This window comes from Cellulomonas algicola (genome assembly GCF_003851725.1).
GTDB classification, from domain to species: domain Bacteria; phylum Actinomycetota; class Actinomycetes; order Actinomycetales; family Cellulomonadaceae; genus Cellulomonas; species Cellulomonas algicola.
On sequence record NZ_BHYL01000005.1, the window covers coordinates 1 to 25561 of the forward strand.

The 25561-nt window shown below is 74.3% G+C and carries 28 protein-coding genes and 1 riboswitch; of the genes, 6 read left to right on the top strand and 22 right to left on the bottom strand.

What is annotated here, in order from left to right; translation table 11 throughout:
• The 9 genes from CTKZ_RS00190 to CTKZ_RS00230 form a co-directional block, all read right to left on the bottom strand.
• Window positions 1-847: HAMP domain-containing protein (locus CTKZ_RS00190; protein WP_124341026.1), on the bottom strand; the 847-nt coding region annotated here is incomplete at its 3' end.
• A gap of 313 nt (window positions 848-1160) precedes the next feature.
• Entirely contained in the window at window positions 1161-1565 is a 405-nt protein-coding gene (locus CTKZ_RS00195) for a hypothetical protein (protein WP_124341027.1), read from the bottom strand.
• 211 nt (window positions 1566-1776) lie between these two features.
• Window positions 1777-2709, bottom strand: a complete 933-nt coding sequence (locus CTKZ_RS00200) for a sulfite exporter TauE/SafE family protein (protein ID WP_124341028.1) — start codon at window positions 2707-2709, stop codon at window positions 1777-1779.
• Window positions 2710-2807: 98 nt separating this feature from the next.
• Window positions 2808-3266, bottom strand: a complete 459-nt coding sequence (locus tag CTKZ_RS00205) for an RrF2 family transcriptional regulator (protein ID WP_124341029.1) — start codon at window positions 3264-3266, stop codon at window positions 2808-2810.
• 90 nt (window positions 3267-3356) lie between these two features.
• Window positions 3357-3767, bottom strand: coding sequence for an RrF2 family transcriptional regulator (locus CTKZ_RS00210; protein ID WP_124341030.1), 411 nt, complete (start codon window positions 3765-3767; stop codon window positions 3357-3359).
• Between the two features lie 62 nt (window positions 3768-3829).
• Complete coding sequence (locus CTKZ_RS00215) at window positions 3830-4831, bottom strand: sulfate/molybdate ABC transporter ATP-binding protein (protein ID WP_124341031.1); 1002 nt, start codon at window positions 4829-4831, stop codon at window positions 3830-3832.
• Complete coding sequence (locus CTKZ_RS00220; protein WP_235843098.1) at window positions 4828-5742, bottom strand: sulfate ABC transporter permease; 915 nt, start codon at window positions 5740-5742, stop codon at window positions 4828-4830. Before CTKZ_RS00220 ends, CTKZ_RS00215 begins: the two co-directional genes overlap by 4 nt.
• On the bottom strand, window positions 5735-6598 hold the full coding sequence (gene cysT, locus CTKZ_RS00225; RefSeq protein ID WP_124341032.1) for a sulfate ABC transporter permease subunit CysT: 864 nt from the start codon (window positions 6596-6598) through the stop codon (window positions 5735-5737). The genes CTKZ_RS00220 and cysT overlap by 8 nt, the downstream gene beginning before the upstream one ends.
• A gap of 5 nt (window positions 6599-6603) precedes the next feature.
• The gene (locus CTKZ_RS00230; protein WP_124341033.1) at window positions 6604-7656 is read right to left on the bottom strand and encodes a sulfate ABC transporter substrate-binding protein; all 1053 of its coding nucleotides are present in this window, start codon (window positions 7654-7656) and stop codon (window positions 6604-6606) included.
• Between the two features lie 157 nt (window positions 7657-7813).
• Between CTKZ_RS00230 and CTKZ_RS00235 the strand changes: the two genes are divergently transcribed.
• From CTKZ_RS00235 to CTKZ_RS00245, 3 genes are read left to right on the top strand one after another with little or no spacing between them, the layout of a single operon-like run.
• Window positions 7814-8119, top strand: a complete 306-nt coding sequence (locus CTKZ_RS00235) for a metal-sensitive transcriptional regulator (RefSeq protein WP_210728618.1) — start codon at window positions 7814-7816, stop codon at window positions 8117-8119.
• Between the two features lie 32 nt (window positions 8120-8151).
• On the top strand, window positions 8152-8385 hold the full coding sequence (locus CTKZ_RS00240) for a heavy-metal-associated domain-containing protein (protein ID WP_124341034.1): 234 nt from the start codon (window positions 8152-8154) through the stop codon (window positions 8383-8385).
• On the top strand, window positions 8382-10985 hold the full coding sequence (locus CTKZ_RS00245) for a heavy metal translocating P-type ATPase (protein ID WP_124341035.1): 2604 nt from the start codon (window positions 8382-8384) through the stop codon (window positions 10983-10985). Before CTKZ_RS00240 ends, CTKZ_RS00245 begins: the two co-directional genes overlap by 4 nt.
• 77 nt (window positions 10986-11062) lie before the next feature.
• Here the strand turns inward: CTKZ_RS00245 and CTKZ_RS00250 are convergent, their stop codons facing one another.
• From CTKZ_RS00250 to CTKZ_RS00265, 4 genes are read right to left on the bottom strand one after another with little or no spacing between them, the layout of a single operon-like run.
• Window positions 11063-11854: an ABC transporter permease gene (locus CTKZ_RS00250; protein WP_124341036.1), complete on the bottom strand. Its 792-nt coding sequence runs from the start codon at window positions 11852-11854 to the stop codon at window positions 11063-11065.
• A complete protein-coding gene (locus CTKZ_RS00255; RefSeq protein WP_124341037.1) occupies window positions 11851-12819 on the bottom strand; it encodes an ABC transporter ATP-binding protein in 969 nt (322 codons plus the stop codon). Before CTKZ_RS00255 ends, CTKZ_RS00250 begins: the two co-directional genes overlap by 4 nt.
• Window positions 12816-13118 carry a transcriptional regulator gene (locus CTKZ_RS00260; RefSeq protein WP_124341038.1) on the bottom strand — a complete coding sequence of 101 codons (303 nt, stop codon included), beginning with the start codon at window positions 13116-13118 and terminating at the stop codon, window positions 12816-12818. Before CTKZ_RS00260 ends, CTKZ_RS00255 begins: the two co-directional genes overlap by 4 nt.
• Window positions 13111-13797 (bottom strand): hypothetical protein, encoded by a 687-nt coding sequence (locus CTKZ_RS00265; RefSeq protein WP_200829588.1) that lies wholly within the window; start codon window positions 13795-13797, stop codon window positions 13111-13113. Before CTKZ_RS00265 ends, CTKZ_RS00260 begins: the two co-directional genes overlap by 8 nt.
• Before the next feature lie 254 nt (window positions 13798-14051).
• Between CTKZ_RS00265 and CTKZ_RS00270 the strand changes: the two genes are divergently transcribed.
• Together CTKZ_RS00270 and CTKZ_RS00275 are read left to right on the top strand one after the other, a co-directional pair.
• The gene (locus tag CTKZ_RS00270; RefSeq protein WP_124341039.1) at window positions 14052-14405 is read left to right on the top strand and encodes a hypothetical protein; all 354 of its coding nucleotides are present in this window, start codon (window positions 14052-14054) and stop codon (window positions 14403-14405) included.
• A gap of 157 nt (window positions 14406-14562) precedes the next feature.
• Window positions 14563-15450 carry a CPBP family intramembrane glutamic endopeptidase gene (locus tag CTKZ_RS00275; protein WP_124341040.1) on the top strand — a complete coding sequence of 296 codons (888 nt, stop codon included), beginning with the start codon at window positions 14563-14565 and terminating at the stop codon, window positions 15448-15450.
• Window positions 15451-15477: 27 nt separating this feature from the next.
• Here the strand turns inward: CTKZ_RS00275 and CTKZ_RS00280 are convergent, their stop codons facing one another.
• Entirely contained in the window at window positions 15478-15912 is a 435-nt protein-coding gene (locus CTKZ_RS00280; protein ID WP_124341041.1) for a GNAT family N-acetyltransferase, read from the bottom strand.
• A 69-nt stretch (window positions 15913-15981) separates the two neighbouring features.
• Window positions 15982-16569, bottom strand: coding sequence for an HdeD family acid-resistance protein (locus CTKZ_RS00285; RefSeq protein WP_124341042.1), 588 nt, complete (start codon window positions 16567-16569; stop codon window positions 15982-15984).
• 196 nt (window positions 16570-16765) lie between these two features.
• Between CTKZ_RS00285 and CTKZ_RS00290 the strand changes: the two genes are divergently transcribed.
• Window positions 16766-19339: a lysylphosphatidylglycerol synthase transmembrane domain-containing protein gene (locus CTKZ_RS00290; RefSeq protein ID WP_124341043.1), complete on the top strand. Its 2574-nt coding sequence runs from the start codon at window positions 16766-16768 to the stop codon at window positions 19337-19339.
• Window positions 19340-19458: 119 nt separating this feature from the next.
• On the opposite strand, the gene CTKZ_RS00295 is transcribed toward CTKZ_RS00290, so the two are convergent.
• The 7 genes from CTKZ_RS00295 to CTKZ_RS00320 form a co-directional block, all read right to left on the bottom strand.
• Complete coding sequence (locus CTKZ_RS00295; RefSeq protein ID WP_124341044.1) at window positions 19459-19836, bottom strand: SHOCT domain-containing protein; 378 nt, start codon at window positions 19834-19836, stop codon at window positions 19459-19461.
• Between the two features lie 238 nt (window positions 19837-20074).
• Window positions 20075-20224 carry a hypothetical protein gene (locus tag CTKZ_RS21280; protein WP_160142783.1) on the bottom strand — a complete coding sequence of 50 codons (150 nt, stop codon included), beginning with the start codon at window positions 20222-20224 and terminating at the stop codon, window positions 20075-20077.
• A 16-nt stretch (window positions 20225-20240) separates the two neighbouring features.
• Window positions 20241-20315, bottom strand: a riboswitch (cyclic di-GMP riboswitch).
• 132 nt (window positions 20316-20447) lie between these two features.
• Window positions 20448-20966 (bottom strand): GyrI-like domain-containing protein, encoded by a 519-nt coding sequence (locus CTKZ_RS00300; RefSeq protein WP_124341045.1) that lies wholly within the window; start codon window positions 20964-20966, stop codon window positions 20448-20450.
• A gap of 47 nt (window positions 20967-21013) precedes the next feature.
• Window positions 21014-22069, bottom strand: coding sequence for an RDD family protein (locus CTKZ_RS00305; protein WP_160142784.1), 1056 nt, complete (start codon window positions 22067-22069; stop codon window positions 21014-21016).
• 224 nt (window positions 22070-22293) lie between these two features.
• Window positions 22294-22890, bottom strand: a complete 597-nt coding sequence (locus CTKZ_RS00310; protein WP_124341047.1) for a 1-acyl-sn-glycerol-3-phosphate acyltransferase — start codon at window positions 22888-22890, stop codon at window positions 22294-22296.
• Window positions 22887-23765 (bottom strand): HAD family hydrolase, encoded by an 879-nt coding sequence (locus tag CTKZ_RS00315; protein WP_124341048.1) that lies wholly within the window; start codon window positions 23763-23765, stop codon window positions 22887-22889. The genes CTKZ_RS00310 and CTKZ_RS00315 overlap by 4 nt, the downstream gene beginning before the upstream one ends.
• Window positions 23762-25561 (bottom strand): cysteine protease StiP domain-containing protein (locus tag CTKZ_RS00320; protein WP_200829589.1); only part of this gene is annotated, 1800 nt, incomplete at its 5' end. The genes CTKZ_RS00320 and CTKZ_RS00315, both read right to left, overlap by 4 nt.

Sequence of the window (25561 nt, forward strand, 5' to 3'; positions counted from 1 at the left end):
CGGTCTCGGCCGCCTCGACGACCCCGGCGAGGGTGGACCGCACGGACCGCTGCGCGACGCCGAGCGCCTCGGCGGTCTGCCCGACCTCGTCGCGCGAGCGGACGGGCGCCTCGACGGTGAAGTCGCCGCGGGCCATCGCCTGCAGGCTGCGGCGGACGTCGTCGACGGACCGGCGGATGCCCCGCACCACGAGCCACGTGAGCACCGCGGCGATGACGAACGCCGTGGCGAGGTTGGTGACGAGCACGATCATCGCGTTGCTCGCACGGTCCTGGGACTGGCGGGCCAGGCTCGTGATGAACGCGGTGTTCTCGGCCGCGGTCTGGTCGAGCTCGGCCACGTAGGCCTCGATCGCGGGCTGACCGATCTCGTCGCGGATGCGCGCGTACTCGTGCAGGTCCTCCTCGAGCGCCGCAGGGACCAGCTGCTCGTCGCGGATCTGCAGCCAGGCGTCGTACTTCGTGAGGAAGTCCTGCCACGACTGCTCGCCGCCCGCGGCGCTCGCGGTGTAGGCCGCGATCTGCGGGTCGAGCTCGGCGTCGTTCGACTCGAGCGCGCGACGCCAGTCGCTCTTGGCGGTCGGCTCGTCGGAGGCGGCGATCTGGGCGACGATCATCCGCGCCTTGAGCTGGTTCTGGTGCACGAGGTCGCGGACGTCGCTGATCTGGCTCTGCCCGTCGGCCATGGTCTTCATGTCCGCCCGCGTCTGCTGCAGGACGAGCACGGCGTACCCGGACGAGAGCAGCACGATCGTGCCGGCGACGCCGAGCGTCACGAGGATCTTCGTCTGGATGCCGCGGTCCGCGAACCACGACAGGCGGCGACGGGACGACGTGGACTGGGGCATGCGGGCCTCTCGCTTCGGACGGCGAGGGGGCGGACGTGCGGACGACCGGCGGGCTTGCCGGGTCCTCGACGCCCCCTGCGACGGCGCCGTGACGCGTGGCGTCGCCGTCCTTCCGTTCGGTCGGTCCGGCGTCCTGCTGAGCGTTTTCTGTGAGGTCGATCCGTCGGGTTCGACCCAGAGCGTCCTGGACGTTCGTCCGACTGCAGGCGCTCGTCGCGCACCGGTGCGACGGTGACCTGCGCACGCGTCGTCAGGGGGGCGACGCGGACCGCCCCGGACGACGGCGACGACGGGAGCGGGAGTGCGCCCGGAGTCAGCCCCAGGTGGGCGGGTCCAGCTCGCTCGACGGGGCCGGACGGGGGAACGGGACGCTCGGCGTCGGGCGCCAGGCCGCGCGCGGCTGCCACACCGTCGGCCGGTCGTCGGGGCCGTCGGCGGGCTCGTCGGCGTGCGGCCAGAGCGAGTGCGTGGGGTGGCCCGGCGCGCGCTCCGCGACGTGCGCGTCGGGCTGGTCGTGCAGCGCGTGGGCGGGCCCGATGGCGTGGCCGTGCCGGCTGGCGTCGTGGCCGAGCGCGGCGAACGGGTCGTGCCGCGCGGCCGGGACGGCGGCGACGGGCTGCACCCGGGTGTTCCACGTGCCGGCGTGCGGTCGGTAGGTCCGCCCGGCCGTCCCGGGTGCCGCGTCGTCGCGGTGGCCGGGCTCGTCGTGCATCGTCACGTGGGTGTCGCCTCTCGTCGCTGGCGGGACGAGTATCCCCGAGAAAGGGTGCTCATGCGACATATCGGACGCCGTGCACCGCATCGGGTGAGGAGGCGGGGCGACCGCTGGCGACGCCTCACCGGATCGGGTGAGGGGCGCGCGACGCGCCCCGCGGGAGCGGACGGTCAGACCGGGTGACCGGTCCGGGGCGCGGGCCGTGAGGCGCGCGTCAGACGGCGGTCGCGACGACCTTCTCGTCCGCGCCGGCACCGGCGGTCTCGGCGCGCGCGGCGGCCTGGTCGGCGCGGTAGGCGCGGACGGACCAGGCGATCGCGGCGACCCAGACGACCGCGAGGACACCGAGGACGACGCCCTCCTGCGTCTCGCCCTTCCAGCCGACCCAGTCGCTGCGGACGAGCGTGCGGGTGTTGGTGAGGACGATGACGCCGCCGACGGCCGAGCCGAGGATGCGCGGCGGGACGTGCCGCACGAGCCACGCGGCGATCGGCGCGGCGACGAGCCCGCCGAGCAGCAGCGCGAGCGCCCACGTGAGGTTGACTCCCTGGGAGCCGATCGCGACGAGGAAGCCGACGCTCGCGGCGAGCGCGACGAGGAACTCGGAGGTGTCGATCGAGCCGATGACCTTGCGGGGCTCGAGCCGGCCGCTCGCGAGCAGGGCCGGCGTGCCGATCGGCCCCCACCCGCCGCCGCCGCTCGCGTCGACGAAGCCGGCGACCAGGCCGAGCGGGGCGAGGAACCGCTTGCGCAGCGGCAGGTGCCGGCGGTCGGTGCGCAGACCGAAGAGCGTGAACCGCACGAGCAGGTAGACGCCGAGGCCGAGCAGGATGAGCGACATGGCCGGCGCACCGGCCTCCGTCGAGAGCCGCGACAGGAACTGCGCCCCGACGAACGCGCCGATCGCCCCCGGGACGCCGACGCGCAGGACGACCTTCCAGTCGACGTTGCCGAACCGCCAGTGCGAGACGCCCGACGCGAGCGTCGTGCCGATCTCCGCCAGGTGGACCGTCGCGGATGCGGCCGCGGGGTTGGTGCCGATGGCGAGCAGCAGCGTCGAGGACGTCACGCCGTACGCCATGCCGAGGCTGCCGTCGACGAGCTGCGCGGCGAGGCCCGCGAGGGCGAGGAGCAGGAGCTGCGGCACGGGAGACCTCGGGGGACGACGACGGAGGACGGCTTTCCCGATAATCCCGAGTGACTTACTTGCATTTCAACCGTCGACCGGATGTTGAGACCCGGTGCTCAGGGATTGGTCCAGGCGTCCTCGTGCGCGGCCATCTCCCGCACGTGCGCGGGGAGCTCCCCCGCGACGAGCGCCGCGAGCGTGACCTCGTCGAGCACGCTGCGCACGCTCGCCCGCAGGGCGATCCACACGTCGAGCAGCGACGCGGCCGACCCCTCGTACTCGAGGCTCGGCGGCCGCTCGTCCCGGACCGTCACGAGCGGGCCGTCGACTGCGCGGATGATCTCCGCGAGCGTGATCTCCCCCGAGGGCCGGGCCAGGCGGAAGCCGCCCGACCGGCCGCGGACGCTCGCGACCAGCCCGCCGCGACGCAGGTCCCCGAGGATGCGCTCGAGGAAGCTGGACGGGAGCCCCTGGCCGGTCGCGAGGTCCTCCGCCGCGACCGGGTCGCCGTGCGGGCTGCTCGCCAGCTCGGCGCACGCCCGCACCGCATAGTCCGCCTTCGCCGAGACACGCATACCGGCATTGTGCCCTCGCCGGGCCCGGGACCTGCGCACCCGCCGACCTGCCCGAGTCGTCCCGGGCGGGTGCGCGACGGCGCGCGCGGGTCAGGCGCCGACGGCGCCCCGCAGCAGGTCGTCGAGCGTCACGCCGTCGAGCACCTCGCGCAGCCGCTGGTCGGTGAGCTCCCAGAGCGCGGGCAGGTGGCGGGCGACGCCGTCGTAGGTGAGCCGCCCCGGCGGGACCGCCCGGACCGTCACGAGCGGCCCGTCGAGGCCCCGGACGACGTCGCCGACCGCGATCTCCCGCGCCTCGCGCGCGAGCGAGTAGCCGCCGTGCGCGCCGCGTCGCGACGTCACGAAGCCGAGCTTGCGCAGGTCGTTGAGGATGCCCTCGGCGTACTGCTGCGGCAGGTCCTGCTCGACGGCCAGCTGCTCGACCTTGACGACCTCGGGCGCGTGCTCGGCGAGCAGCAGCAGCGCCCGGACCGCGTAGTCAGCCTTGGCGGAGACGTGCACGGGCGGTCACCCCCCCGCCGGTCGGGTCGACGGTCGACAGGGTCGGCGCGGCCGCGGACGGCTCAAGCCGGCCCGCTCGCGGACGACGGCACGAGCGCGGGCGACGACACGGGCACGGCGGCGGCGGACGCGTGCGGCCGCAGCCACACCCGCTGGCCCTCGGTGAGCCCGAGCCCGTCGGCCTGTCCCCGGGTCAGCTGCACCCACGGCGTCGACCCGTCCTCGGCACGCGTCTCGGCGCGCACCTCGTACCCGACGCGCAGCAGGCGCGTGACGGTCACGGGCAGTGCCCCGGGTCGGTCGTCCTCGACGATCTCGATGTCGTGCGGGCGCACGAGCCGGCCGCCCAGGCGCGTCGTCGGGCCGAGGAACTGCATGACGAACTCGTTCGCCGGGCGGTCGTAGAGCTCCGCGGGCGACCCGACCTGCTCGATCCGGCCCTGGTTGATGACGACGATCGTGTCGGCGACCTCGAGGGCCTCCTCCTGGTCGTGCGTGACGAACAGCGTCGTCACGTGGACCTCGTCGTGCAGGCGGCGCAGCCAGTCCCGCAGCTCCTTGCGCACCTGCGCGTCGAGCGCGCCGAACGGCTCGTCGAGCAGCAGCACCTCGGGCTGCACCGCGAGCGCCCGCGCGAGGGCCATGCGCTGCCGCTGACCGCCCGAGAGCTCCGACGGCAGCCGGTCCGCGAGCTGCTCGAGGTGCACGAGCTCGAGCAGCTCGTCGACGCGCTTGCGGACCTCGTCCTTCGGGCGGCGGCGGATCTCGAGCCCGAAGGCGACGTTGCGGCGCGTGCTGAGGTGCTTGAACGCCGCGTAGTGCTGGAACACGAACCCGACGCTGCGCCGCTGCGGAGGGAGCGCGGTCGCGTCGCGCCCGGCGATCTCGATGGTGCCCGTGTCGGGGTGGTCGAGGCCCGCGATGATGCGCAGGAGCGTGGACTTGCCGCCGCCGCTCGGGCCGAGCAGCGCGGTGAGGCCGCCCGCCGGCACGTCGAGGTCGATGTCGGTCAGGGCGGGGAACGTGCCGAACCAGCGGTTCACCCCGCGGACGACGATGCTCATCTCTTCTCCTTCGGTCGCAGCGCGGTGATCACGACGATGAACAGCACCGCGACGAGCATGAGGACGAACGCGGCGGCGAACGCGGCACGCTGCGCGTCGGGCCCGAACTCCTGGTACGCGTCGTTGACGAACAGGGTGAGGGTCTGGGACTGCCCGGCGACGCTGCCGCTGACGACGCGGACCGCCCCGAACTCGCCGAGCGAGCGGGCCAGGCTGAGGACGACGCCGTACGCCAGCGCCCACTTGATCGTCGGGAGGGTGATGCGCCACAAGCGCGCCCACCCGCCCGCGCCGAGCGACTGCGCGGCCTGCTCCTGCTCGACGCCCGCCTCCTCGAGCGTCGGGACGACCTCCCGGACGACGAGCGGCAACGACACGATGACGGTCGCGAGCACCATGCCGGGGACCGCGAAGATCACCTGGAACCCGGCCTGCTCGAGCGCGGGCCCGAACCAGCCGTTCGTGCCGTAGACGAGGATCAGCGCGACGCCGACGACGATCGGCGAGATCGACACGGGCAGGTCGATGACGGCGTTGAGCAGCCGGCGGCCGGGGAACTCGTAGCGGGCGAGCAGGATGCCGACGCCGACGCCGAACACCGTGTTGACGACGACCGCGAGCCCCGCGACGACGAGCGTGAGCCGCGCGGCGGCGACGAAGTCGGGCGACGTCAGCACCTCGAGGACCGGCACGAGGCCGTCGGCGAACGTGTAGCGGACCACCGTCGCGACGGGCAGCGCGACGAGCGCGAGCACGTAGGTCACGGCGATCACGCGCAGCACGAGGCGGATCGCGGACGGCCGGCGCCGCCGGCGGGTGGGCGGCCGGGCCGCGGTGGGCGCGGGTGCCGGGGCGAGCGCGGGGGCGGTGCCCGTGCCGTCGCGGTCGGTCAGGGTCGTCGGCTCAGCCACGGCGTGCCGTCCTTCGCTGCAGGGCGTCCAGCAGGACGAGGACCACGACGGCCACGACCAGCAGCAGGACCGCGACGCTCGCGGCGCCGACCGGGTCCTGCGACTCGATGAGCTTGAGGACGTACGCGGACGACACCTGCGTCTTGCCGATGAGGTTGGCCGAGATGAGGATGACCGACCCGAACTCGCCGAGCGCCCGCGCGAAGCTCAGCGCGGCACCGGAGACGATCGACGGCGCGATCGTCGGGAGCACGATGCGGCGGAACGTCGTCGCGCCGCTCGCGCCGAGGGACGCGGCCGCCTCCTCGACGTCGCGCTCCATGTCGATGAGCACGGGCTGCACCGACCGGACGACGAACGGCAGCGTGACGAACAGCAGCGCCAGCACGACGCCGGCCTGCGTACCGACGAGGTTGACGCCGAACGGACCCTGCGGGCCGTAGAGCGAGATGAGGACCAGGCCCGCGACGATCGTCGGGAGCGCGAACGGGATGTCGATGACGACCTCGACGGCGCGCTTGCCCCAGAAGTCGTCGCGCACGAGCACCCACGCGACGAGCGTGCCGATCACGGCGTTGACCGCGGTCACCAGCAGGGCGGCGCCGACCGTGAAGCGGATGGTCGCGACCGCCTCGGGCGTGGTGACCGCGTCCCGGAACGCGCCGAACCCGTCCTCGAAGGCCGTCGACGCGAGCGCGGCGATCGGCAGCAGCACGAGCAGGCTCAGCCACAGCACGCCGACGCCGAGCCCGACGGCCGACCCGCGCCCGAGGCGGGAGCGACCGTCGGGGGCGGGGCGACGCCCGCGCGCGACCGGCGCGGGCGTCACCTCCTCGGTCCTGGTCAGGAGCGTCATGACCGTTACTTGCGCAGCTGCGCGACGAGGCCGTTCTCCTTGTCGAAGAGCTCGGTGTTGACCGTCTTCCAGCCACCGAGGTCCTCGACCGTCACGATCGTCACGTCCGGGAACGGCTTCGACGGGTCGTTCGCGCCCTCGACGTCCGTCGCGGCCGTCGCGTCGCCGACCGGGCGGAACCCCTTGCCGCCGAGGATGAGCTGGCCCTCGTCGGACCGCACGAAGTCGAGGAAGTCCTTCGCCTGCTGCGGTGCGTCGACGGTCACGGCCGCCGCGTTCTCGATGAGGAACGTGGTGTCCGGCACGACGTAGTCGAGCGCGATGCCCGACGCGCGCGCCGCGATCGCCTCGTTCTCGTAGGAGATGAGCACGTCGCCCGTGCCGTTGACGAACGCCTCGGTCGCGGTGCGGCCGCTGTCGTTCCAGCTCACGACGTTGTCGACGAACGCGCCCAGGTACGCCTCCGCGGCGGCCTTGTCGTCGTTCTCGCCGAGCGCCTGCGAGTACGCGCCGAGCAGGTTCCACTTCGCGGAGCCGGACGTGCCGGGGTCCGCGGTGACGATGCCGACGCCGGGCTTCACGATGTCGTCCCAGCCCTCGATGCCGAGCGGATTGCCCTCGCGGACGGCGAGGACGACGACCGAGTGGGACACGATCCCCTTGTCCTCGTCGGACGCCCAGTCCTCGGCGACGAGGCCCTCGTCGGCGATGGCCTGCACGTCGGGCGTGAGCGAGAGCGCGACGACGTCGGCCGGCTGGCCGGCGATGACGGCCCGGCTCTGCGCGCCGCTCGCGCCGTACGAGGCGGCGATCGTGACGTTCTCCCCCTCGTCCGTCTCGGCGAACGCCTCGCCGAGCGCGTCGTAGGCCGACTTGATGACGGCGAAGCCGACGAGGTCGATCGTCGTGGGCTCGGCGGCCGCGCCGGAGTCGGCCGTGCTGTCCGTGCCACCGTCCGCGGCCTCGGAGGACGCGCAGCCCGCGGCCGTCAGCAGGGAGACAGCCGCGATCGCGAGCGCCGTTCCGATCCGTGCTCGACGCGTGGTCTGGGCGTTCATGGGACTCCTCGAGGAGGGGGTCGTGCGGGGGCACGACGACGGGTCGATAAACCTGAGTAGGTCGGTCGCAATTGTAGGGAAGAGCGTCCACGGTGTGACCAGCCCGTCTCACGTGCTGATCCGGAATACCCCCGGGGGGTACCGTGTTGGGACGGGCATGACGACGACCGGGGAGGCCACCGTGCACGGGTACACCGACGCGAAGGACGACTACCTCAAGCGGCTGCGCCGCATCGAGGGGCAGGTCCGCGGGATCGCCCGCATGGTCGACGAGGACGTCTACTGCATCGACGTCCTCACCCAGATCTCCGCCGTCACCAAGGCGCTGCAGGCCGTGAGCATCGGCCTCGTCGAGGACCACCTCGGCCACTGCGTCGTCGACGCGGCCCGCAAGTCCCCCGAGGAGGGCGCCGCCAAGGTCCGCGAGGCCTCCGACGCGATCGCCCGCCTCGTCCGCAGCTGACCCCGCTCCCCCACCCGATCAAGGAGAGACCCATGTCCCAGACCACCACGTTCGGCGTCGACGGCATGACCTGCGGCCACTGCGTGCACGCCGTCACCACCGAGCTGTCCGCCCTCCCCGGCGTCACCGACGTCGCCGTCGACCTCGTCGTCGGCGGGTCGTCCACCGTCCGCGTCACGTCCGACGCCCCGCTCGCCGACGACACGGTCTCCGAGGCCGTCGTCGAGGCCGGCTACGCCGTCACCCCCCGGAGGTCCCTGCTGTGAGCACCCACGACGAGCGCCCGACGACGGGCGCACCCGTCGCACTCGTCGACCTCGACGTCGAGGGCATGACGTGCGCGTCGTGCGTCGCGCGCGTCGAGCGGCGCCTCAACCAGGTGCCGGGCGCGTCGGCGACCGTGAACCTCGCGCTCGAGACCGCGCACGTCGAGCTGCGGCCGTCCGACGACGGGAGCGTCGCGGACGACTCCGCGCTGCTCGCGGCCGTGCGGCGCGCCGGGTACGACGGGCGCGTCACGGCTCGTCGCGGGGACGCACCGGCGACGCACGGGGCGCACGAGGGCCACGACGCCCACGCCGGTCACGACGCGGCGCACCACGAGTCCCAGCAGGACTCGGGCACGCGCGTCGTCGACCCGCACGCGACGGTCGACCACGCCGGTCACGGCGTCGCCACGGTCCCGGCCGGGCACGAGGGCGGGCACGCGCACGGCATGGACCCGTTCGAGCACGCGCTCTCGGGTCACGCGATGGCACCCGGGCACGAGATGGACGCCGACGAGGACACCTCGGCCCCGACGGACGCGCGCGGCACCGACCTGCGACGACGCCTGCGGGTCGCGACCGTGCTCACGGTCCCCGTCCTGCTGCTGTCGATGATCCCGGCGCTCCAGTTCACGGGATGGCAGTGGGTCGTCGCCGCGCTGGCCCTGCCGGTCGCCACGTGGGCGGCCTTGCCGTTCCACAAGGCGGCCGCGCGCGCGGCCCGGCACCGCGCGTCGACGATGGACACCCTCGTGTCGATCGGCATCGTCGCGGCGACCGGCTGGTCGCTGTGGGCGCTGCTGCTCGGGGGCACGGGCGAGCTCGGCGTCACCATGACGCCGACGCTGTTCCCCGCCGCCGACACCGGCCACGGCGAGGCCATGCCCGAGCTGTACTTCGAGGTCGCGGCCGTCGTCACGACGTTCCTGCTGGCCGGCCGCTACGCCGAGCACCGGTCCCGCCGCCGCGCGGGCGACGCGCTGCGCGCGCTGCTCGACCTGGGCGCGAAGGACGTCGCGCTCCTGGTCACGGGCCCGGACGGGCGCCGCGTCGAGCAGCGCGTGCCCGTCGGCCGCCTGGCCGTCGGCGACGAGTTCACCGTGCGGCCGGGCGAGAAGGTCGCGACCGACGGCGTCGTGGTGTCCGGCACCAGCGCGCTCGACACGTCGCTGCTGACCGGCGAGCCCGTCCCCGTGGACGTCGGTCCCGGTGACGAGGTCACCGGCGCGACCGTCAACACGTCGGGTGCGCTCGTCGTGCGCGCGACGCGCGTCGGCGAGGAGACGCGGCTGGCCCAGATCGGCCGGCTCGTCGCCGCGGCGCAGACCGGCAAGGCGCCCGTGCAGCGGCTCGCGGACCGCATCTCGGCGGTGTTCGTGCCGGTCGTGCTCGTCCTCGCGGTCGGCACGCTCGCCGCATGGCTGCTCACGGGCGGGTCGGTGCAGGCCGCGTTCACCGCGGCCGTCGCCGTCCTGATCATCGCGTGCCCCTGCGCACTCGGGCTCGCGACGCCGACCGCGCTGCTCGTCGGCACCGGCCGCGGCGCGCAGCTCGGCATCCTCATCAAGGGTCCCGAGATCCTGGAGAACACCCGCACGGTCGACACCGTCGTGCTCGACAAGACGGGCACCGTGACCGAGGGCCGCATGGCGCTCGTCGACGTGCTGCCCGTCGCCGGCACGACGCGCGACGACGCCCTGCGCTACGCCGCCGCCGTCGAGCAGCTCGCCGAGCACCCGGTCGCCCGCGCGATCGCCGCTGCCGCGGACGGCTCGTCCCAGGAGACGGCCTCCGGTGTCGGCGCGGACGGCGTCGCGATCGGCGCCGACCAGGTGCACGACTTCCGGGCGCACGCCGGTCACGGCGTGTCCGGGGTGGTCCGCACGGCGCACTCGGGCGTCGGACTCTCGCGTCGCGTGCTCGTCGGTCGCACCGGCTGGCTGCGAGAGGAGGGCGTCGACACGACCCCGGTCGACGACGCGGTCCGGCGTGCGGAGGACGACGGCGCGACCGCGGTCGTCGTCGCGTGGGACGGCGCCGCACGCGGCGTGCTGGTCCTGCGCGACCCGGTGAAGCCGACGTCCGCGCAGGCGGTCGCCGAGCTGCGGGCCCTCGGGCTGCGCCCCGTGCTCCTGACCGGCGACAACCTCGGCGCCGCGCGCGCCGCGGCCCGGTCGGTCGGGATCGCGGAGGACGACGTGATCGCGCAGGTGCTGCCGGCCGACAAGGTCGCGCAGGTCCAGCGGCTCCAGGCGGAGGGCCGTCGTGTCGCGATGGTCGGCGACGGCGTGAACGACGCAGCAGCGCTCGCGACGGCGGACCTGGGCCTCGCGATGGGCACGGGCACCGACGTCGCGATCGAGGCGGCGGACCTCACGCTGGTCCGCGGCGACCTGCGGACGGCCGGCCAGGCGGTGCGGCTGTCGCGCAAGACCCTGTCGGTGATCCGGCAGAACCTCTTCTGGGCGTTCGCGTACAACGTCGCGGCGATCCCGCTCGCGGCGCTCGGGCTGCTCAACCCGATGATCGCGGGCGCGGCGATGGCGTTCTCGTCGGTCCTCGTCGTCGGCAACTCCCTGCGCCTGCGCACCTTCGCCTGACGCGCCGGACGACGGCCGGTTCCCCTCGGGGAGCCGGCCGTCGTCGTACCGCCACCGCTGCGTCGCCCGCGAGCGCGTCAGCGGAAGCGGCGGCCCTCGTCGCTGCGGTACGCGAGCGCCGCGAGGACCGCGAACAGCACGGTCCAGCCGACGAGCACGGGCACGGCCCACGCGTACGCCTCGTAGCCGGTGGTCGCCTGGACGGCGAGGTCGCGGGCCGCACGGGACGGGAGCGCCTTCGAGATCGCGTCGAGCCACGTCGGGAACGCCTCGGGCGGCAGGAACAGCCCGCCGGCGAACGCGAGCGGGAAGAGCGTCGCCTGGACGACGGCGATGGCCGCCTTCGACGACATGCGGTAGCCGATCGCGACGCCCAGCAGCAGGAACGGGACCGCGACGAGCGGCACGACCACGACCGCGGCGAGCGCCCGCCCGACGGGCAGGACGGCCTCGGTGAGCAGCGCACCGATGAGCACGAGCGGGATCAGCGCGAGGTACGCCCACAGCACGCCGTTGAGCACGCGACCCGCGAGCCGCGGACCGGCACCGGCGGGCAGGGTCCGCAGGTACGGGTCGAACGGCAGCGCGCGGTCCTCCGCGACGCCGACGCCGAACGTGAACAGGCACGTCGACATCACGGCGAACGTGCCGAGCTGCGTGACCGCGGCCGTCGCGACCAGCGGGTCCTCCGCGACGGCCCGCTGCGGGACGACGAAGAACAGCAGCGCGAGCGCGGGGAACAGCAGGTTGCCGAGCACCGCGATCGGGATGCGGACGGTCTCGATGAAGTTGAGCCGGGCGTGCAGAAGGGCGAGCGGCCAGAACGGCCGCACGCGCGCGACCGGTCGCGGCGCGGTGGTCGTGGTCATCGGAGGGCCTCCTCGACGTCGTCGTCGCGGCGGGACCGGTCGGTCGCGCCCGGGTCGGCACCCGCCGCGCCGCCCCGCTCGGTGAGCGCGAGGAACGCCTCCTCGAGCGACGCGCCGCGCACCTCCAGGTCGGCGAACGGCTCCTCCGTGCCGACGAGCGCGCGGACGAACGTGTCGGCGTCCTCGGCGAGCACGGTCCAGCGGCGGCCGCCCGCGTGGTCGTCGGCCTGGGCGGTGTGCGCGCCCGGCAGCGCCCCCGGGTCGAGCAGCGACGAGGCCGGGAGCGTGAGCAGGACGCGCCGCAGGCCGACGAGTCCGATCACGGCCTGCAGGGTGTCGTCGGCGAGGATCCGCCCGCCGCCGACCACGACGACGCGCTCCGCGAGCGCCTCGACCTCCTCGAGGTAGTGGCTCGTGAGGACGACCGTCGCACCGTCGGCGTGGTAGTCGCGCAGCGCCTGCCACAGGATGTGCCGCGCCTCGACGTCGAGGCCGGTGGTCGGCTCGTCGAGCAGCACGAGCCGGGGCCGTCCGACGAGCGCGAGCGCGACCGCGAGCCGGCGCTTCTGACCGCCCGACAGGCCGCCCGTCTGTCGCTTCACGAGGTCCGTCATGCCGAAGCGGCCCAGCACCTCCGCGCGCGACATCGGGTCCGGGTAGTGGCCGCCGACCAGGTCGACGACCTCGCCGACCGTGAGCGTCGCGGGCAGGCCCGTCTCCTGCGGCGTCGTGCCGAGGCCGATGCGGGACGCCGCGCTGCGCGGGTCGCCGCCGAACAGCCGGACCGTGCCGCTGTCGGGCTTGCGCAGGCCGCTGACGAGGCTGAGCAGCGTGGTCTTGCCCGCGCCGTTCGGACCGAGCAGGCCGACGAGCTCGCCGTGCTCGACCCCGAGGCTCACATCGTCGAGCGCGGTCACTGCACCGAACCGGCGCGTCACGTGCTCGAGCTCGAGGACGGTGTTCACAGCCGTCCCCCGAGCAGGTCGCGCAGCGCGCGCGTGTACCGGGCGAGCGCGGCGCGCCCGGTGTCGCTGAGCTCCACGTAGGTCACCGGTGTCCGGCCCTCGTGGGTCTTGGTGATGGTCACGTACTCCGCCTCCTCGAGTCGGCGCAGATGGGTCGAGAGGTTGCCCGCGGTCATGTCGAGCAGCTGTTGCAGCCGCGGGAAGCTGATGCGGTCGCCGCGACTGAGGGCGGAGAGCGCGGACACGACGCGCAGGCGCGCCTCGGTGTGGATGACGGGGTCGAGCGGGGCGTCAGGCACGGCGCCTCCGCCGCCCCCGGACCGCCACGTACGTGCCGGCGACGAGCATCCCGCCACCGCCGGCGAGGGACATCGTGAGGTAGGTGCCGGGCAGGCCGACGTGCGCGCTCGCACCGCCGACGACGGCGATCCAGCCGCCCAGCAGGTACATCGGCAGGTCGTCCCAGAGCGCCCCGCCGGCGAGGTACAGAAGGCCGACGACGAGCGCCGCGAGGGCGTTGCCCGCGAGCGCCGACACCTCCGGCGGCGCACCGGCGTCGGCGAGCGCGGTGACGATCAGCGCCTGGGTGACGAACCCGATCGCCCACGACCACCCGTACAGGGCACCGGTCCGGGCGCTGGCACCGACGAGCCCGCGGCTGCGGTGCAGGACGTGCCACAGCGTCCCGACCGTGCCGAGGACGCCGAGGGTGATCGCGACTCCCGCGGCGAGCCCCGACGGCGTGCCGTCCTCGTTCGCGGAGAGCCACATGAGCCCGTACCCGACGAGCCACACGGTGCCCCAGAGCGAGAAGAGGAACGTGCCCGACGGGTAGGCGGCGAACGCGGACCGTCGTCCGGCGGCGATGACCGCGAGCGCCTGTGCGGGGTCGAACGGCTCCTCGCCCCGGCCACGCTCGGCGTCGCGCGGCTCGTCGCCTGCCCGGTCGCCGACGGTGCCGTCCGTGTCGCCAGTCATCGCCGCCCCCTCGGTCCACGCCGTTTCGTCCAACTTTGCTTCACAAAGTAGTTTGTGGGCCCGGACAAACGCAAGGGTCGACATCGACGTGCCGGCCGCCGCCGCGGTCTGGGCTGCACCGCGGTCAGGGCTGCAGGGTGGTCGATCCGGGCATTCCCCCGTTCGGGCGCCCGGCGCGCACGGCCCGGTCGCCCCGCGCTACTGTCTGCCACGCGCCCGACCTGGGCGCATTCGCACCGTTCCGGAGGTACGTCGTGAAGGTCAGGAAGAGGTCGGCCGTCGCGGCCGCCGCCGTCGCGTTGGTCATGGTCGGGGTCGCCGCACCGGCGCAGGCCGCGGACTTCACCGTCTACTCCACGACGTACAAGTCGAGCGTCTACTACAACGACGGGAACAACACGCTGCGACTGTGCGACGTCGTCGACCGTGACGGGGACGGCGCCCACATCAGCACCTCGCTCGGCCACTGGACGTACGTCTACAACGGCTGCACGTGGATCCAGAACGTGCCCGACAACGTGCGGATGACCGTCGACGTGTGCGACTGGATCTACATGTCCTCCAACCGCAACCGCTGGTTCTGCCAGAGCATCACGATCACGTCCTGATCGCGTTCGCGGCACCGCCCCGGCCGGCTCGTCCCGCGACGGGCCGACCGGCGCGCACCCGGCCCCTCGACGGCCGCCGTCCTCCGCGGCACGGCCGTGCGTCCCGGCACAGCCTGCTGTCAGCGCACGTCCAGGTGCGCGACCTAGGCTCGGACGCATGACGACGACGGCGCCCGGCGACGCCACGCCCGCCGACCCGCGCCGCACCGGCGCCACCGGCGGCTCGACCGTGACGTCGCCCCCCGACGAGGACGCCCGGCCCCCGTTCGCCCCGCCGCCCGGTCCGCGCGCGGTCCGCCGCCGCCTCACCGCCGAGATCTGGATCGTCCTCGGCCTGTCGCTCGGCCGGTCCGGCGTCTACGCCGTGGTCGCGATACTCGACCGCCTCACGCGCGAGGAGTCGCTCGGCAGCCAGACGGCGACGCTCAACCCCAGCCGCTCCCCGCGCCCCTGGCTGGACCTCACCTACCAGCTGCTGTCGATCGGGTTCGCGCTCGTCCCCGTGGCGCTCGCGCTGTACCTGCTGTCCGCCAACGGCCGCTCGGCGGTCCGCCGGATCGGGCTCGACGGCACGCGGCCGTGGCGCGACCTCGGCGTCGGCGCCGGGCTCGCGGCGCTCATCGGGATCCCCGGCCTCGGCCTCTACGCCGTCGGGCGCCTCCTCGGCATCACCGTCGAGGTGCAGGCCGCCGCCCTGAACGCCGCCTGGTGGACCGTCCCCGTCCTCGTGCTGTCGGCGCTGCAGAACGCGCTGCTCGAGGAGGTCATCGCGGTCGGGTACCTCATGGAGCGGCTGCGCGACCTGCGCTGGAGCGGCCCGACGATCGTCGTCGCGAGCGCACTGCTCCGCGGGTCGTACCACCTGTACCAGGGGTGGGGCGCGTTCGCGGGCAACGTCGTCATGGGGCTGCTGTTCGCGGAGTACTACCGCCGACGCCGGCGGGTCATGCCGCTCGTCGTCGCGCACACGCTCATGGACGTGTTCGTGTTCGTCGGCTACGCGCTGGTGCCGGACGAGTGGCGGGACGCGCTGCTCCTGTCCTGACACCCAGGACGCTGACCGGCCGCCGCGTCAGCGCAGCCGCACGAGTCCCGCGGCGGTGGGCGTGAAGCCGCACGCGTCGAGGTAGAACGCCCGGAGGCGGTCCTCGAAGTCGACGTGCAGCCACTCGCAGCCCGCCGCCGCCGCGTGCTCGCGGGCCGCCTCGACGAGCCGCACCCCCACGCCCCGCCGCCGCACCCGCGCCGCGACCGACGTGTCTTCGAGGAACGCGTGCCCCCTGCCGTCCCACGGGACGTTGACGAACCCGACCAGCCCGCGCGCGTCGCGGGCGGTCACCCACCCGAGGCTGTGCCGCTCGACGAGCCGGTTCCACGGGTCGTCGGACGGAGGGTGGTCGAACGCCTCGGCGTGCAGCGCATTCAGCTCGTCGTCGGTGAAGGCGCCGCGCCATGCGACGGCGACGTCGTCGCGGGCGGGCTCGGTGTCGGCAGGTCCGGGGCTCATCGCGCCATCCTCCCGGCGCGCAGCGGCCGCCGGGCACCCGGTCGTCCCGGTGCCCGGCGGCCGATCACGTCAGACGACGGCCGAACCGCGGCCGACCGCCCGGACGAACGACTTCGTCGCGAAGCCGCTGACGATGAGCACGACGCCGCCCACGAACGCGAACAGGCCCAGCAGGACCATGACGACCGCGATCGTCTCCTGCGGGTTGATGAGCACGAGCAGCCCGAACAGGAACGACACGAGCCCGAACGTCAGCACCCAGTACCAGCCGATGTCCCGCGCCCGGTACAGGGTCACCGACGCGATGATCGCGAGGACGCCCAGCACCAGGATCCAGAGCGAGATCAGGTAGAACACGACGGTCACGGACTTGTCGGGCCACACCATCGCGATCACGCCGAACGCGATCCCGACCAGGCCCGCGACGGCCCACCACCCGGCACCCGGCTCCTTGCGGTTGCCGAGCCACATCCCCAGCGACAGCACGCCGTCGATGACGGCGAACACGCCCCAGATCCACATGAGCAGCGTCGCCGTGTCGATCGGTCGGACGAGCATCAGCAGACCCAGGACCAGCAGCACGGCTCCTCGCAGGACGGGGAGCCACCAGATCTTGCGCAGCGTCGTCTCGACCTCTGCGCCCACCTCGTCGACCACGTGACCTCCTCGGGCACACGCCCCGGGGCACCTCGCGGGACCGCACCCGCACGCCAACGGTGTCCCTCGTCGGCCACGCTAGACCTGCGGATCAGGACGAAGCGCGTCGAACACGCCCGCACCGGACAGCCGGTCCCGTCCCACGTCACGTGCAGGCTCCCGGGCAGACGGGCCCTCGCTGCCTAGACTCGCCGGTATGTCGTCGACGCCGCCCTCGGGTCGTGCGGCCGCGGTCGACGCGGACCGCACGCGCGGCGGCGCGCCCGACGGACCGACGGTCGACGACCACGGCGGCGACCCGGCCGAGGCGCGCGTCGTCGTCGAGGACGTCCCGACCGTCCGGGTGCACCACCCGACCGACCTGCTCAACGCCGTGGTCGCCGCGGTCGCCGTGGTCCTGGTCCTCGCGCTCGCGTTCTACGCGCCCAACACGACGAGCGGCGTCGCGGAGGACGTCCAGGGCTTCGCCGACCTGCTGCGGAGCATCCTGTTCATCCCCGTGCAGCTCCTCGAGGTGCTGGTCGCGCTCGTCATCCCGCTCGCGGTGCTGGCCGAGCTCGCGATCCGCCGGCTCGGCCGGCAGCTCCTGGAGGGCGTCACCGCGGCCGTCGTCGCCGTCGCGCTCAACGAGGCGCTGCGCTTCGTCATCGTCGAGTGGGCGCCCTCCGACCTCGCCGACGGCCTCTCGATCCTCGTCAAGGGCGACCTCGTCGTCTCGCTGCCGCCCGTGTTCGCGATGGTCGTCGCGCTCCTGACCGTCGCCGGTCCCCGCGGACGCCGCCGCACCGTCGACTGGTCGTGGAACGTCCTGTGGATCAGCGGTGCCGTGCTGCTCATCATCGGACGCGTCTCGCTGCCAGGGCTCGTCGTGTCGCTGCTGCTCGGGCGCGTCGCGGGCATGGTGGTGCGGTACGTGTCCGGGGTGCAGTCCGAGCGCGCGTACGGCACGAGCCTCCTCGACGGCATCCGCCGTGCGGGCTTCGAGCCGGCCCGCCTCGCCCGCGTCGCCGACGACACGACCGACACCGACGCGGCCCGGCTCGCCGAGCGCGAGGGCACCGAGCCGGTCCAGCTCGACGGGTCGCCCGCGTCCCGCGCCCTCACGCGCTCGACCGGGAACCGCGTCTACGAGCTCACGACGACCTCGGGCGACGAGCTCGACGTGCTCGTCATCGACGGCGACCGGCAGGTCGTCGGCGGCCTCGAACGTCTCTGGCGCTCGATCCGCATGCGCGGCATCGAGGGCCGCTCGGTCGTCTCGCTGCGGCAGGCGACGAGCCGGGCCGCGCTCCAGGCCTACGCCGCACGCGCCGCCGGCGTGCGCACACCGCAGCTGCTGTCGATCGCCGAGGCCGAGGACTCGATGCTCCTCGTGCAGGAGCGTCCCGGCCGGGCGGTGCCGCTCGCCGACCTGCCGCCCGAGCGCATCACCGACGACCTGCTGCGCGAGATCTGGGCGCAGCTCCAGCTCGCGCACGTCGCCGGGGTCGCGCACCGCGCGCTGACCAGCGACGTCGTGCTCGTCGACGACCTCATCGGGCAGCCCGTCGTGTGGCTCGTCGGGTGGGAGAAGGGCGACGTCGCGTCGTCCGACCTGGCGCGACGGATGGACGTGACGCAGCTCGTCGCGCTCCTCGCGCTGCGCGTCGGGGCGACCCGCGCGCTCGAGTCGGCCGCCGCCGTGCTCCCCGAGGCCGACCTCGCCGCCGTCGGGCCGCTGCTCCAGACCATCACCCTGCCGCGCGAGACCCGCGAGGAGATGCGCGCGCACAAGCAGGTGCTCGCCGACCTGCGCACCGAGCTCGTCGCGCGCCTGCCCGAGGCGTCGGTCGAGCCCGAGCAGCTCGTGCGGTTCGGCGCCCGCACCGTCCTGACCATCCTGCTCACCGTCGTCGCGATCTTCGCGATCCTCACCACGATCAACGTCGAGCAGATCGGCGAGGCGCTCTCCGAGAGCGACTGGCGCTGGTCCGTCATCGCGTTCGCGCTCGGCATGAGCACCCTCGTCACCGCAGCACTGGCCTTCGTCGCGTTCTCGCCCGTCCGTCTGCCGGTCTGGCGCGCGACGCTCGTCCAGACCGCAGCGACGTTCGTCGCCCTCGCCGCGCCCGCAGGCATCGGCCCCGCGGCGCTCAACCTGCGCATGCTCACCAAGCGCGGCGTCTCGACGACCCTGTCCGCCGCGACCGTCGCGCTCGTGCAGGTCAGCCAGTTCATCGTGACCCTCGTCCTGCTGCTCGGGCTGACGATCATCTCCGGCCGCAGCGAGTCGCAGCTGCCGATCTCCGGGGCGATGCTCGTCGCGATCGGCATCGTCGCCGCGCTCGTCGGCGCCTCGCTCCTGGTGCCGCCCGTGCGGCAGTGGGTGCTCGCCAAGTCGCTGCCCACGCTGCAGCGCACGTGGCCCCGGCTCATCGAGGTGCTCGGGCAGCCCTGGCGGCTCGCGCTCGCGGTCGGCGGCAACCTCGCCATGACGCTCGGCTACATCCTCGCGTTCGACGCGTGCCTGCAGGCCCTCAACCAGGACGCGAGCCTCATCCAGGTCGCCCTGGTCTACCTCGCCGGCAACACCGCGGGCGCGCTCGTGCCGACGCCGGGCGGCATGGGCGCGGTCGAGCTCGCCCTCGCGGGCACGCTCACGACCATCACCGGCATCAACGCGGGTGTCGCGACGTCCATCGCGATCCTGTTCCGCGCGCTCACCTACTGGCTGCGGATCCCCTTCGGGTGGGCCGCGATGCGCTACCTGCAGCGCCGCGGCGAGCTCTGACGCCGCTCCAGGGCACCGCTGCGCCCGAGCCGCGGCGGGCGCCCGCGCCGACGACGGACGGGCCGGCACCCCGTGCGGGAGACCGGCCCGTCCGCGGGTCCGTCGTGCGGCGACTGACGTCAGGCGAGCGCCTTGGCCTTGAGCCGTGCGAACTCGTCGGGCGTGATGACGCCCTGGTCGAGCAGCGCCTTCGCCTCCGTGATGTGCTCCGCCGGCGACTTGCCCGCGACCTCCCGGATGTAGGAGTCGGTGTCGGCCTTTGCCTGCTTGACGGCGTGCATCTGGCGGTCGGCCATGCCGTTGCCGCGCGCGATCACGTAGATCAGCGCGGTGAGGAACGGGAAGACGATCAGGCCGACGATCCACACGGCCTTCCACCAGCCGCTGAGCGTCCGGTCACGGAAGAGGTCGGTGAGGATCTGGAAGAGGATGACGAGGTACGCGAAGAACAGGAACCACCAGATCAGCAGCCAGAACCAGTCCCAGAAGCTGTCCATGCGACCTTCTCTCGGAAGCGAGCCGCCCCGAGTGGCGAGCCCGGTGAACCGAGGCTAGCCACAAACCGCCCGGAACCGGGCGAGGCGGACCGAGGCGTCGCTGCGCCCGGTCCGGGTCCGCGGTCACGCCCGCGACGCGTCCCCCGCGGGACGGCGCCCGCGCGCCGTCCCGTGGGGGCATGCGAACGGCCGGCCCCGGGCTGAGCCGGGACCGGCCGTTCGTGAGGTGCTGTCGTCGTCAGGCGGCGAGGTAGTCGCGCTGCGCCGGGACGAGCTCCAGAGTGTGCTGCCGCTCCGCGAGGGCCGCCCATGCCTGCAGGCGCGAGGCCGGGAGGACGAAGGGGGTGGCTGCCTCGGAGGGGTCGACGGAGAACCCGCGCTGGTCCATGTCATCTTCCTGTCTGTTCGGTAGCCCGGCTGACCTCGTGGGTCCCGTGGCTTTGCGTCCCCCCCTTGCGGAGGGTTTGCCGTTTCGCTGACAAGTCCGACATTAGAGCAACATGAGACGAGAAGGGAAGCGCTACCAGTCACCAGTTTCGTACGGCCGTCCAATTCACCCGGTCGGCGCACCCGGGAGGCCGCTTCCGCGTGAAGACGCGGCTCGGCACGTGTCACCGCACCCCGTCGTCCACGATCCGGAAGGCCAGCTGCGTCTCCCAGCGGCTCATGTCGGGCTCCACGCGCGGGTCCGTCAACATCAGCTCAAGTCGACAGCCCCACGCCTCGCCGCCCTCCACCGGCCACCTGTCCCACGCCTCGCCGTGCGCCTCCGCCCACGCCAGCACGTCCGCCGTCACCTGGACCAGCTCGTCGGGATGACCCACGTGCGTCGTCACCACGTACCGGCCCGCGGGCAGCACCCCGGGCGTCACGTCGCCGTCTGCCTCCGCGACCGCCTCGTCGAGCGGCAGACCGGCCTCGACCAGGAGCTCACGCTCCATGTCGACCACGCGGTACCGGAAGAACGGCGGGCCCGCCGGGGCCAGCGAGTGCGCCTCCGCCCACGCGAACAGGTCGTCGAAGCTGTCCGCCAGGGACGGCAGCGACGCCGTCGTCACGCGCGCCGCGATCCCCACGTACGGCACCTCGGGCCGCTCGACGACCACCGGCTCAGCGCGCCGACGCTCCATGCGCCGAGCCTAGGACGACGCCCGTCACCGCGCCGCACGACCGCACCTCACGACGGGTCGAGCACGTCCCCGCACAGCGCCGCGCGCACCGACGCGGTCCCGACGCCCGCCTCCCACGACCCGCCGGGCCCGGCCGCACCCAGCACGTGCCGCGGGACCGGGAGGACCAGGCCGCCGAGCACCGGGCCGTCGTCCGGGACGAGCGTCCCGCCGCGCACCGTGCCGCCCACCTCCGCCACGACGTCCCCCGTCGCGTCGCTGACCCGCACGCTCAGCCGCGTCCCGTCGGGCGCCTCCTCCTGGTCGGCGACCACCCACGTCACGGTCGCGTCGGCGGGACCACCGACCTGCCGCGTCACCCCGAGCCGGGTCTGCCGCACCACCTCGGGGACGCGCAGCTCGACCGACGCGATCGGCGGGTCCTCCCCCATCGGCCGGTCCGCGAACCCGCACGCGCGGTCCGACGCCGGGGTCACGACCGTCGACTGCACGGCCGCGAGCGCGACCGCCGCGGCGCAGAGCACGACGGCACCGACCGTCGTCGCGACCGCACCACGGCGTGCGGCCCGTGCGCGCCGGCCGTCCACGGCGACGCCCCGGCGACGTCCCCGCGGCCCGTCCGGTCGTGCGACGCCGCGACCGACCCGAACGTCGGTGCCGCACAGGGAGTCCGCGAACGTGCGGCGCTCGGGGTCCCACAGCGGTCGTACGAAGCCGACGAGCAGCAGCACGTCGAGCGTGTGCGCGGCCGCCCGGACGAGTGTCCGCACCGGACCCAGCGGCCGACTGTCCGCTCGCCCGACCACGACGACGCCCACGACCCGCTTGCCCGGCGTCGCACCGGTCCAGGCCTGCAGCGCGAGCAGCACGAGCCACGTCACGCCGACCGACACCAGCACGCCGACGCCCGGGACCGGGTTGGTGCCGCCCAGCACGACCGACCACTCCCACGGCCACCCGCCCGGTCCGATCACGAGGAACGTCACGGCGCCGACCACGGACGCGTCGAGCGCGAGCGCCACCGCCCGGCGCCACCAGGGCGCGGACGTCCGCGGGTCCACGTCCTCGTGGACGTCGGCGGACGCGTCCACGGCGGCTGTCACGCCGAGCATCCTGGCAGGACGGCGCGGTCACGATGGGGTGAAATGCCGGGTCCTGCGGTCGGTGACGTCGGCGGCCCGAACCGCTCCGGCGAGCCCCGCGCGTCCGGCCGGGGCTTCGTCGTGCGCGGGCCGGACGACCTCGAGCACCGGCGGGCCCGTCAGAGGCGACCGGGGCGGGGTCGCCTGCGCGACCGTCGCGCGACGGAGTGCGCGGGCCGGACGCGTCAGGCCGGCGGGGGCGGTGGCGGGGTCGGGGACTCGTCGCGGAGGCGCGGCTCGGTGCGGCGGGACGGGGTGTGGCCGGACTTGTCGGCGTAGAACGCACGGATCTCGTCCATGTCGGCACGCACGTCACCGGTCAGCGTGAGCGTCGGCCCCAGGCCCGTCGTGCGCGTCGTGCGGTCGACGTAGCCGAGCGTCACGGGCAGGTCGGTCGCGCGCGCGATGCGGTAGAAGCCGGACTTCCAGCCGTCGCCGCGGCGCGTCCCCTCGGGCGTGACGACCAGGTAGAACCGTTCGCCGCCACCCAGCCGCGCGACGATCTCGTCGACCAGCCCGGCCGGGTCGCGCCGGTCGACGGGGATGCCGCCGAGCGCCCGCATGAGCGGGCCCGCGACGCCGCGGAACAGCGTGTGCTTGCCGAGCCAGCGGAACGTCAGGTCCGCCTCGCCCGCGATGGCCAGCATCAGCACGAAGTCCCAGTTCGACGTGTGCGGGGCGCCGATGAGCAGGCCCGCACCGTCCGCCGGGACGCGCTCGGTGCGCAGCGTCCAGCGGCTGACCCGCCAGTACGCGCGCGCGACCGTGCGGCGGACGCTCACGAGCCCGCCACCGCGTCGACCGTCGCGCCGGGGACACCGGCCGCACCGCGAGCACCGGACGCAGCGGCCTGCGCGCGCACCGCCGCGAGCAGGCGCGCGACGATCTCCTCGCCGCCCGCGACGCCCGCACGGCGCGTCACCGTGAGGTGCGGGGTCTGCCAGCCGGCCTCGTGCAGCTCGCCGTGGGCCGGGCGGAACGCCCGGTCGGCCGCCACGAGCAGGTCGGCGTCGAGCAGCGAGTCGCCGGCTGCGAACGTGAGGTCGGCGCCGACGCGCTGCGCGACCTCGGCGACCGCGGCGGACTTCGTCAGCGGGGCGGGCACGCAGTACACCTTGCGCCCCTGCAGCGACACCGTCCACCCGCGCGCCGCGCACCACGCGGTGAGGTCGTCGACGAACGTCGGCGGCAGCAGGTCGCGGTGGACGACGAGGTACGTGAACAGGTCCTCCGCGACGCGGTGCTTGCGGACCCACGGCTGCTCGGCGACGACGCGCAGGTGCTCGACGACCTCCGCGAGCGGCGCGCACTCCCCCAGCCGCGCGTGCACGGTCGCCGTCCAGTCGGCGCACGGCTCGCCGTCGACGAGGATGTGGCCGCCGTTCGACGTCACCGCGTACCGCGGACCCGGCTCGGGGAAGCGCACGCGCGCGTACTGCTTGCGGGTGCGCGTCGTCGTCGGGACGAACCACGCCGCCTCGACGAGGTCGCCGATCATCTCCTCCGCGTCGCGCGTCCAGAACGACACCGGCTCGCCCTCGAACACCTCCGCGACCGTCATCGCGGGCGCCTGCTCGTCGTCGCCGCCGAGCCGCAGCGCCGCCGCCGAGTAGATGAGCGTCCGGTCCAGGTCGCACGCGACCACCACGGCGCTCACGCGTCACCCCGCACGGTCAGGCCGTCGGCGCCCGTCGCGCCGGCGGTGAACCGCGGGTGGATGAGGCCCACGCACGAGTAGGGCAGGTCGGCGACGGTCTCCACGGGTACTCCTCGTTCGGCGGCCAGGTGCCGGACGTGCGCGACGTCGGCGGGGTCGACGTCAGGGCGGACGAGGACACGCCACGGTACGCGGCGCAGCAGCACGCGCGTCGTCTCGCCCACGCCCGGCTTCACGAGGTTGACGTCCCCGATGCCGTACTCCTCGACGATCCGCTCGACCGCGGCCCAGCCCGCCCAGTCGACGTCGGCGTGCGCGTCGGCCAGGCCGCGCCAGTCGCGCTCGACGGCGTCACGCACGTCGCCGAAGCGCGCCGCGACCGCGTCGAGGAACCGCCCCGACACGTCCGCGGGCGCGAGGTCGGCGTAGAACTTCGCCCCGTGGAACTGGTCCGGGCCGATGAGGTCGCGGTTGAGCACCGTGCGCGACACGAGCCCCGACACCGTCGAGTTCAGGCACGCCGACGGCACGAGGAAGTCGTCGCGCGTCCCCGCGAGCCGCACGCAGCGGCCCGGGTCGGCGAGCACCGCGAGGTCGCGCGGGAACGCGACGCCGGTGCGCCGCTCGTGGTCGGCCAGCGCGGCGTCGAGCTCGCGCGCGATCGCGCCCTTGCCCGTCCAGCCGTCGACGAACACCACCGACGCCGGGTCGTGGTGCGCCGCGAGGTACCGCAGCGCGACGTCGTCGATCCCGCGGCCCCGCACGATCGACACCGCGTGGTGCGGCAGGTCGACGCCGTGCACGAGCTGCGCCCAGCGGCGGACCAGGATGCCGACCGGCGTGCCCGCACGGGCCAGCGACACGAGCGTCGCGCCGTCGCCGCGCGCCGCCAGGATCTGCTCCGCGACCACGCCGACCGCGTGCGCGAGCCGCTCCGCACCCGCCTCGAGCGCCTCGTCGAACAGCCGCACGTACGCCGCGCTCGGCTGGTACTCGACCGGCAGCGACTCCGCGTAGTGCGCGCCGCCCGACTGCACGGCCTCCTCGCGCTCCTCGACGGGCGCCTCGAGCGCCACGCCCGACAGGTCCGTGAGCAGCCACGTCACCTCGTCGGGCGCGTACGACCCGAACGCGGGACCCCGCAGCGGCTCGGGCAGGACGACGCCGGCCGCGCGGGTCGCCGTCGCGCGCTGCGCCGCGGCGTCCGGGAGCACCACGAGAAGGACGTCGTCGCTGTGCGCGGCGACCTCGTCCAGCAGCCCGGCCGGTGCGGTCAGCGCCGCGGTGTCGCCCGGCGCGTCGGTCACCACGACGACGGCGTCGAACCGGTCGGCGGGCGTGGTCGGCGCCACGTTGTAGGCGAAGCGGCGGTGGCCCGGGTCACCGGGCGCCGCGTCGGCGGGGTCGTCGTGCGCCGGGAAGGTCAGCGACGAGCGGATCGCGTACGCCGCGTCGTCGACGGCCAGGACCGGCGAGCGCGTCGTCGTCGAGAAGCGCACCTCGGCCGTGCCGTCGAGCGTGACCGCCAGCGCCTCGGCGAGTCGCAGCGGTGCGTCCATGAGCTCCTCGGTCCCGAGGACGAGGACGCGGTCCCCGGCGACGAGCGCACCCGACGGGCCGTCCGCGAGCGCGTCGCGCAGCGCGGCCGCGCAGGCCGGGAGCGTGACGTCGAGGGTGCGTCGGTCGTCCGCGTCGACGCCGTGCCGCCCCGTCTCGGGCAGCGTCGCCGGCCAGCCGACGTCGACGCGCCGCACCGGTGCCCGGCCCGGACCCGCGTCGTCGGCGCGTCTCGGGCC

Bases quoted from the DNA above. Each gene is read 5' to 3' on its own strand.
- CTKZ_RS00205 (WP_124341029.1), bottom strand. From the start codon at position 3,266: ATGCGTGTCTCGGCGAAGGCGGACTATGCGGTGCGGGCGTGCGCCGAG.
- CTKZ_RS00215 (WP_124341031.1), bottom strand. From the start codon at position 4,831: ATGAGCATCGTCGTCCGCGGGGTGAACCGCTGGTTCGGCACGTTCCCC.
- cysT (WP_124341032.1), bottom strand. From the start codon at position 6,598: ATGACGCTCCTGACCAGGACCGAGGAGGTGACGCCCGCGCCGGTCGCG.
- CTKZ_RS00230 (WP_124341033.1), bottom strand. From the start codon at position 7,656: ATGAACGCCCAGACCACGCGTCGAGCACGGATCGGAACGGCGCTCGCG.
- CTKZ_RS00235 (WP_210728618.1), top strand. From the start codon at position 7,814: ATGACGACGACCGGGGAGGCCACCGTGCACGGGTACACCGACGCGAAG.
- CTKZ_RS00240 (WP_124341034.1), top strand. From the start codon at position 8,152: ATGTCCCAGACCACCACGTTCGGCGTCGACGGCATGACCTGCGGCCAC.
- CTKZ_RS00250 (WP_124341036.1), bottom strand. From the start codon at position 11,854: ATGACCACGACCACCGCGCCGCGACCGGTCGCGCGCGTGCGGCCGTTC.
- CTKZ_RS00265 (WP_200829588.1), bottom strand. From the start codon at position 13,797: ATGACTGGCGACACGGACGGCACCGTCGGCGACCGGGCAGGCGACGAG.
- CTKZ_RS00275 (WP_124341040.1), top strand. From the start codon at position 14,563: ATGACGACGACGGCGCCCGGCGACGCCACGCCCGCCGACCCGCGCCGC.
- CTKZ_RS00280 (WP_124341041.1), bottom strand. From the start codon at position 15,912: ATGAGCCCCGGACCTGCCGACACCGAGCCCGCCCGCGACGACGTCGCC.
- CTKZ_RS00290 (WP_124341043.1), top strand. From the start codon at position 16,766: ATGTCGTCGACGCCGCCCTCGGGTCGTGCGGCCGCGGTCGACGCGGAC.
- CTKZ_RS00295 (WP_124341044.1), bottom strand. From the start codon at position 19,836: ATGGACAGCTTCTGGGACTGGTTCTGGCTGCTGATCTGGTGGTTCCTG.
- CTKZ_RS21280 (WP_160142783.1), bottom strand. From the start codon at position 20,224: ATGGACCAGCGCGGGTTCTCCGTCGACCCCTCCGAGGCAGCCACCCCC.
- CTKZ_RS00300 (WP_124341045.1), bottom strand. From the start codon at position 20,966: ATGGAGCGTCGGCGCGCTGAGCCGGTGGTCGTCGAGCGGCCCGAGGTG.